We start from the raw sequence: 5,516 nt of genomic DNA on the forward strand, positions 1-5,516 counted from the left end.
CCGCAACTCAGAGTGCAGTGAGTGTTCGCCCAGTTGTCATGACCGAACACAAGGGTTCAATCTCCATGAATATCTGTTATGCAGAAGTGGGGACCCATGGAACGTGCGCGCGGAATCGGAGGCTTTTTCCCCGGCAAAGGTCCAACCGCCTTGGCCCGCTGGTACAAGGAACATAGGCATCTGGACCGAGAAGGGGTGTGCCGATTTTACTAGTCGTGCTCTGGAGAATCTTTCCTAAATCGCAAACTTAACCGGGTCGGGCAACTGAGATAGATGTAACGATGATTGCGAATGTAGGAGCGCTCTTCGCGCGACGCGTTCGGGTTCGTGGCCGAGTGCTGAAACTTGCGCGTGGTGCCGCACGTGGCCCAGAAATCACCGTCGGCCCGGCGGCAGCGCGATTGATGGACGCACGACGCGACATCCTGGTTATGCCTGAGTCAGAACAAGAGGAAGCGGATTGAGGAATGCTTTGGCTGGTTGAAGACCATGGCCGACCAGTCTATCGTCCTCCTTGGCGACCCAAACCACATTGGAGCCCTCAAACATTTCTCAATGCGACTCGGGTCTTCTAGTAGCCGGTCCGTCAACCTCGCGACACGGTAAAACTTCAGGATAGCACTTGGGTCGGGACGTTCCTCAAGCAGCGAAAATGGGCATACCCCGCAAGGCGATTTAATGCTGGGATGAGCAAATTGGGAGAAGTAAAACTCCCCTAAAACAGCTGTAGAGTTACGAGGGAGAAATGCAAGGCTGAGAGTAGTCCTGAAGTTCGTAGGTCGCGGCACGGCTAACCCGCGATTGGAGAACGGTATGGTCCATGACGCAGTCGCGGTCCGAGAGAAGCAACTCCAGGTGTGGGATGTGTCCGACGACCCTCGCTGGCGTCTTACGATCTACGAGCCGTTATACGCCGGCAGGATCTTCGCCAACATCGGCGGTCCAGCGTTGCTTGACTACGCGGGCGCTTACGCGGGCCTGGGGCCGGAACACTGCGTTCTCGAACTCGGCTCCGGGATGGGTGATGCCTGCGATTATGTCACGTCTCATTTCGGTTCTCGTGTGACCGGTGTGGAGATGAGCACTCAGCAAATCGAGCGGGCGCGCGCTCGACACCCCGACCGCCGTTCGCGCGGCTTCGACTTCGTCCACGCCGACATGCTGCAGTGGGAGCCGTCTGAAAGTTACGACCTGGTTTACTTTGGCGACATGCTCGCGGTTGCCCAGGACCGCCGCGCGGTGTTGGAAAGGGTCCATCGCTGGCTGCGGCCGCATGGGATTATGACCATAACGGATATCGTCTCTGGCCCTGACCTCAGCGACGAAGACCGGGCATCCCTCTGGGAGGAGGACGGGATCAACGATCTCCCGTTCCAGGCGGACAGCCTCGCGCAAATCCGCGACGTGGGCTTTCAGGAGCTCGACGTGACGGACATTACGCACACGGTGGTGAAGCTGCAAGAGACCGTATTGCAGGAGTCGTACCGGCACAAGACAACCCTGGTCGATACCGTTGGAGCCGACAGCTGGCTGGCGTGGGTCGAGGCCGCCGGAAACTACCGTCGGCTGTTCGCTGAACGGAAGCTGGTTGGGCTGCGCATCGGGGCGCATCGCACTTAGGAAACGCGCAAGGCGAACTTCAAAGAGCAACGCGGCGGTCGAAAGAGGCGGAGATGACGAAAGTCCGAGTAAGCCTGGTGGATCAGGGCGTGTGGAAAATGGACACCGTCTCGATGCCATTGTCCCTTGGGTACATCAAGGCTACGGCCTACGCGGATCCCGGGATCCGTTCCGCAGCGGATATCCAGATTTGCTCGTTCCGCGGCAGCGATACGGCCTCCGAGATTATCCACGCATCGCTCACACAGCCCCCGCCCGACATCCTCGCCATCTCAGTGTTCGGCTGGAACCTATATCGCTTCGCCGCAGTTGCCGAGGTCTACCGGCAACTTAGACCAGACGGCTGGATAGTTATGGGTGGGACGCACGTGGCCAATCAGGCAGAGCGATTGTGCCGGCTCTTTCCGGCGATTGACGTAGTAGCAAATGGGGAAGGCGAGTTTATCTTTCGCGATATCCTTCAGGCCTATTTGGGAGGGCTCAACAAGAACGAATTGGACCACATCCCTGGTATCTCCTTCCAGCGCGATGGCCGAGTGGTCACGACACCCGAGCGTGCTCGGATTGCTAATCTCGACGACATTCCGTCTCCCTTCCTCGAGGGCATTCTTCCGTATCGCGACAAGTACGGCAAAGCGATCTACGCCGTCGTCCTCCTCGAGACCAATCGTGGCTGTCCCTACAAGTGTGCGTTTTGTTACTGGGGCGGCGCCACAGGTCAGAAGGTCCGCGCTTTCTCGCGCGAACGGCTGCGTGAGGAGATCAATCTATTCGCCCGGGAGGGCGTCGAGAGCATCGCCCTATGTGACGCGAACCTGGGAATGCTTCCCGGAGACGAAGCCTTCATAGACGACGTGATTCGAGTGAAAGAGCGCTACGGGTACCCGCTGAACATCGAGTCTTCGTGGGCCAAAAACAAGGGAGAGCGCTTCTTCAAAATTGTTAGGAAGATGAAACAGGCGGGACTGAAGAGCTCCTTCACGCTCGCCCTCCAGAGCCTGGACGATAAGGCCTTGGAGAACATGCACCGAAAGAACATGAAGGTGAACGAGTTCGAGGACCTGGCGCGCTGGCTGCGGGCAGAGGGCCTGGACACCTATGCAGAGCTGATCTGGGGACTTCCAGGGGAGACCGCGGATACCTTCATCGAGGGCTATGACCGCATCTCCGAGCATGTATCCAAGATCGCTATCTATCCCCACCTGATCCTCCCAAACACTGACTTCGATAAGAACCGCGACCGCTACGGCCTGGTTACGATGCGCCGCGAAGACTGCGACTTCGAGTACGTCATTAGTCATCCCGACATGACGATCGAAGAAAATGCTCGCATGCATCAGTTCTTGTTCTGGGCTCGCGTCTTCGCCGAGAACATGATCTTTCGGAACATCTGGATTCCCCTTCGCAAGCTGGCCTCAATCAAACAGTCGCAGGTCTTGATATCTCTTGACGAGTGGGCCGGGCGCCAGACTGATGACGTGGTTCGCGGGATCTGGGAGTGCCGGCAATTGATGGTGCGGACCATGGACAGCGGGAATCCTCATCAGGGCGCTCGATACTTCTATTCTCACCACAAGCTGACGACCAGGCTGCAAAGTTGGTGGCAGGAGGAGATTCTCCCCGCCTTGCCGGTGCATCTGCAGCCCTTCTTTACGGAGCTTTTCCGCTACGAGATGTTGACACTCCCGATTCCCGAGGACTCAGAGCTCGCTTCCGGTCTGAAGACGGTTTGCCTGGGTGAAACGGAGTACTTCGAACGTGAGGTTGGGGAGTTCCACTTCGACATGCCCACACTGCTGCGTTCCATTGAGGCAGGAGCGCCATGCGATCTGGCGAAAGGATCGCCAAGGTCTGAGACGTTTTACTACCGTGTTGGTTTCGCGGCCTACGTTGACAGTCACGAGTTCGTAGCGTTCTACAGCGGCAGGTCCATGGCCGAGCTGCTGAATGAGAAAACTCTGGTGGAGATTCCAGCCGTGAGAGAAGACCACCAGCACTTCGACGAGGCCCGTGAACAACGTCTCGAGGAGCAACTGAGTGATCGGCTGATGTTGCCGGTCAGCCGATGAGCACCTTCTCCGGGTCTGGCCGGTGAGCTCGAACGTCAGCTCTTCTCGGAGTACGTTGACAGGAGGCAATGCGCTCCCTATAGACAGTCAATACGCTCCCTATAGAATAGTTACTCCATCTGCTCCGGAAAACCATCGATGACCGAAACCGAATTCATGGAAATTGTGTGTGAAGTGCGGAATATTGACGATCCTTCCTTCCTCGACATCCCGTTAGAGGCGGCCCCGTTTGACTCGCTCGACCTGCTGGAACTGCGGGCTTCGTTGGAAACGCGCCTCCAACTGCCGCTAACGGACGAAAAATTCAACTCGGCTTCAACGCTGCGCGACCTTTATCTACTGGTCAACAAATGAGCGACACGGTCATTCACCTGCCGCAGACCGATGCCACCGGTCTCTCGGAGAACTGGTTGTTCAAACACTGCGGCGAAATGCACTGGGATTATCTCTGCGCGGCCATGGGCGTGAGCGGCGTCAATTCCCAGGAAATGCGGGATGATGCAGGCAGGCGGCTATACCCAACCTTCGTGGCGATCAAGGGAAGGTATGCAACGCCCCTTTCCATGGTCCAGATGGACCAGCGCTTTAAAACCAGAGTCGAACTCACTCATTTCGGACGAGTTTTCTTTCACAGCACGATCACTTTCGGCAATGAAGAGACTCGATTCGAACTGGAGATGCTCACTACTTTCGTGGCGCGCAATAAAAACGGGCTCAATGATCTGCATCAGTCGCTTCCCTCTGCGAACCTTGTATATAACTCCAGGCCATTAAACTCGCCACCGCCGTTACTGAAACTCAGCCAGGCACTGCGTCACGGGGAAGTAACGGAATACGATTTCCTCGGACATCATTTTGCGCTCTCCGAGGATGTACTTGGTTTGCAGATGTCTTTCGAACCATCACCTTACATCGATTACAACGGGGCGGGGCTGCTCTACTTCGCGGCCTACCCAACCATCGCCGATACAATCGAGCGCCGGTTGATCGGGAAACATCATTTAGCGGACACATCTCGTGACTGGGCGGCGCAAAGTTCCACCATCGCCCGCGATGTTTTTTACTATCGAAACCTGGATCTCGGTAAAAACTTAATTGCCACCCTCAAACGGTTTGACCGCGTCGGCGAAAACGTCATCCTTCACACCTTGTTAACGAATGAAGTTGATGGGGCGCGGTTGGCCGAAATCATCACGGCCAAACGGTTGTTAGATGGAACGACTGAGGCATCGTGAAGATGATTTTCGGCAAGCTGGCCATCAAGCAAGCTGTAGCTGATAAACAGCCGCAGTGTCGTCCTGCTCTTTGTGCTCTGCAGATTGCAAACCCTGCCAAAGCACCAATCCAAACCGTGACAAAACGCCGGCGTTCCTTCCGAGGTGACGGCTGGACTGGAAAGGCTTTGCCGCCGGATTTCGCGCCCGTTGCTGCTCGCTTGCCGGAGCAGGAACAGCGAGACGACCGAATCCTACCGGTTTAGCTAATCCGCAAGTTCGGAGAAGAATAAGGTCCTCGCCCCGACCTATACTCGAACCCTCTAAATTAGCTGACGGTTCAAACCGCAACTCAATCGCAGAATGGAGGCAATTTCATGGCAAGAAAGCTCATCAACATACGGGGTGGGATCAGCATGGCCTTGGCTTTTTTAGTGGCTGCGACGCTGCTTTGGGTCGCCAGCGCCCAGACGATTGGCAGCACGGCGAAAGACACCGCGCAGTGGGACGACCAGGCGTCGAAAGAATTGATGGCGGCGCTCCATCATAACCACGAAGTGGCGAACGCAGGCGACATAAAAGCCCTGAAGCAATCGTACATTGGCGACAATGC

General features: G+C 56.4%; 6 protein-coding genes. All 6 read left to right on the forward strand.

Annotated elements, in window-relative coordinates; all coding sequences use genetic code 11:
• Positions 1–813 precede the first annotated feature (813 nt).
• Positions 814–1,620 carry a methyltransferase domain-containing protein gene (locus LAO20_22995; protein ID MBZ5534302.1) on the forward strand — a complete coding sequence of 269 codons (807 nt, stop codon included), beginning with the start codon at positions 814–816 and terminating at the stop codon, positions 1,618–1,620.
• Between the two features lie 53 nt (positions 1,621–1,673).
• Positions 1,674–3,689 (forward strand): KedN5 family methylcobalamin-dependent radical SAM C-methyltransferase, encoded by a 2,016-nt coding sequence (locus LAO20_23000; GenBank protein MBZ5534303.1) that lies wholly within the window; start codon positions 1,674–1,676, stop codon positions 3,687–3,689.
• 138 nt (positions 3,690–3,827) lie between these two features.
• Positions 3,828–4,043 (forward strand): acyl carrier protein, encoded by a 216-nt coding sequence (locus tag LAO20_23005; protein ID MBZ5534304.1) that lies wholly within the window; start codon positions 3,828–3,830, stop codon positions 4,041–4,043.
• Positions 4,040–4,924, forward strand: coding sequence for a hypothetical protein (locus tag LAO20_23010; protein MBZ5534305.1), 885 nt, complete (start codon positions 4,040–4,042; stop codon positions 4,922–4,924). Before LAO20_23005 ends, LAO20_23010 begins: the two co-directional genes overlap by 4 nt.
• Entirely contained in the window at positions 4,921–5,169 is a 249-nt protein-coding gene (locus LAO20_23015) for a hypothetical protein (GenBank protein MBZ5534306.1), read from the forward strand. The genes LAO20_23010 and LAO20_23015 overlap by 4 nt, the downstream gene beginning before the upstream one ends.
• Positions 5,170–5,280: 111 nt before the next feature.
• A partial coding sequence (locus tag LAO20_23020; protein ID MBZ5534307.1) for a hypothetical protein occupies positions 5,281–5,516 on the forward strand: 236 nt, incomplete at its 3' end.

Source organism: Terriglobia bacterium (assembly GCA_020072815.1).
In the GTDB taxonomy this organism is placed as follows: Bacteria; Acidobacteriota; Terriglobia; order Terriglobales; family Acidobacteriaceae; genus Angelobacter.

Bases quoted from the DNA above. Each gene is read 5' to 3' on its own strand.
- LAO20_23000 (MBZ5534303.1), top strand. From the start codon at position 1,674: ATGACGAAAGTCCGAGTAAGCCTGGTGGATCAGGGCGTGTGGAAAATG.
- LAO20_22995 (MBZ5534302.1), top strand. From the start codon at position 814: ATGGTCCATGACGCAGTCGCGGTCCGAGAGAAGCAACTCCAGGTGTGG.
- LAO20_23010 (MBZ5534305.1), top strand. From the start codon at position 4,040: ATGAGCGACACGGTCATTCACCTGCCGCAGACCGATGCCACCGGTCTC.
- LAO20_23005 (MBZ5534304.1), top strand. From the start codon at position 3,828: ATGACCGAAACCGAATTCATGGAAATTGTGTGTGAAGTGCGGAATATT.